Source organism: Paracoccus nototheniae (assembly GCF_004335005.1).
Lineage (GTDB): Bacteria > Pseudomonadota > Alphaproteobacteria > Rhodobacterales > Rhodobacteraceae > Paracoccus > Paracoccus nototheniae.
This window is the reverse complement of the sequence record NZ_RQRT01000191.1, coordinates 1-483: the sequence shown is the minus strand read 5'-3', so window position 1 is coordinate 483 and position 483 is coordinate 1. Positions and strand designations below refer to the sequence as shown.

Below are 483 nucleotides of genomic sequence, written 5' to 3'. Positions count from 1 at the left end.
CTTTTCTTCACAAAAAGGAGCTGTCTGACAAAAGTCATCAGACCCCAGTGATAGTGAACTATCGATGGACACCGCCTCTTTCGTTTTACAGCAATAATTTTTATTCAATGCGGTTTCAGAAACACTGCACAAGGCTAACAATCGATTTACGTTGATAGATTTAGCCAAATGTTGTGCTGCGTTTTCAATTATGGTTTCATAATCGTTTTCAGCAGAAATGGCTAGTCCCAAATGACGAGAAGGAATAGCAATTCCAAGATCAGAAGGAACAAATCCTAACGCTTCCAGCCCGACATCATCACAAGCGTCTTTCAAAAAAGAAAAATGACTTTCGGTATTGACAAAATTGAAGATGACCCCCGCAATTTTAATATTTGGATTAAAATTCTTCAGTCCAAACAGCAATGGTGCCACGCTATAGGCCATCGCTTTGGCATTGACTACTAAAATAACGGGAACATCCAGCAGTATCGCAATCTCTGC

General features: G+C 40.0%; 1 pseudogene. It reads right to left on the bottom strand.

The features are described 5' to 3' along the window. Positions 1 to 483: pseudogene (locus EG885_RS22420) on the bottom strand (hypothetical protein); the annotation flags it as partial.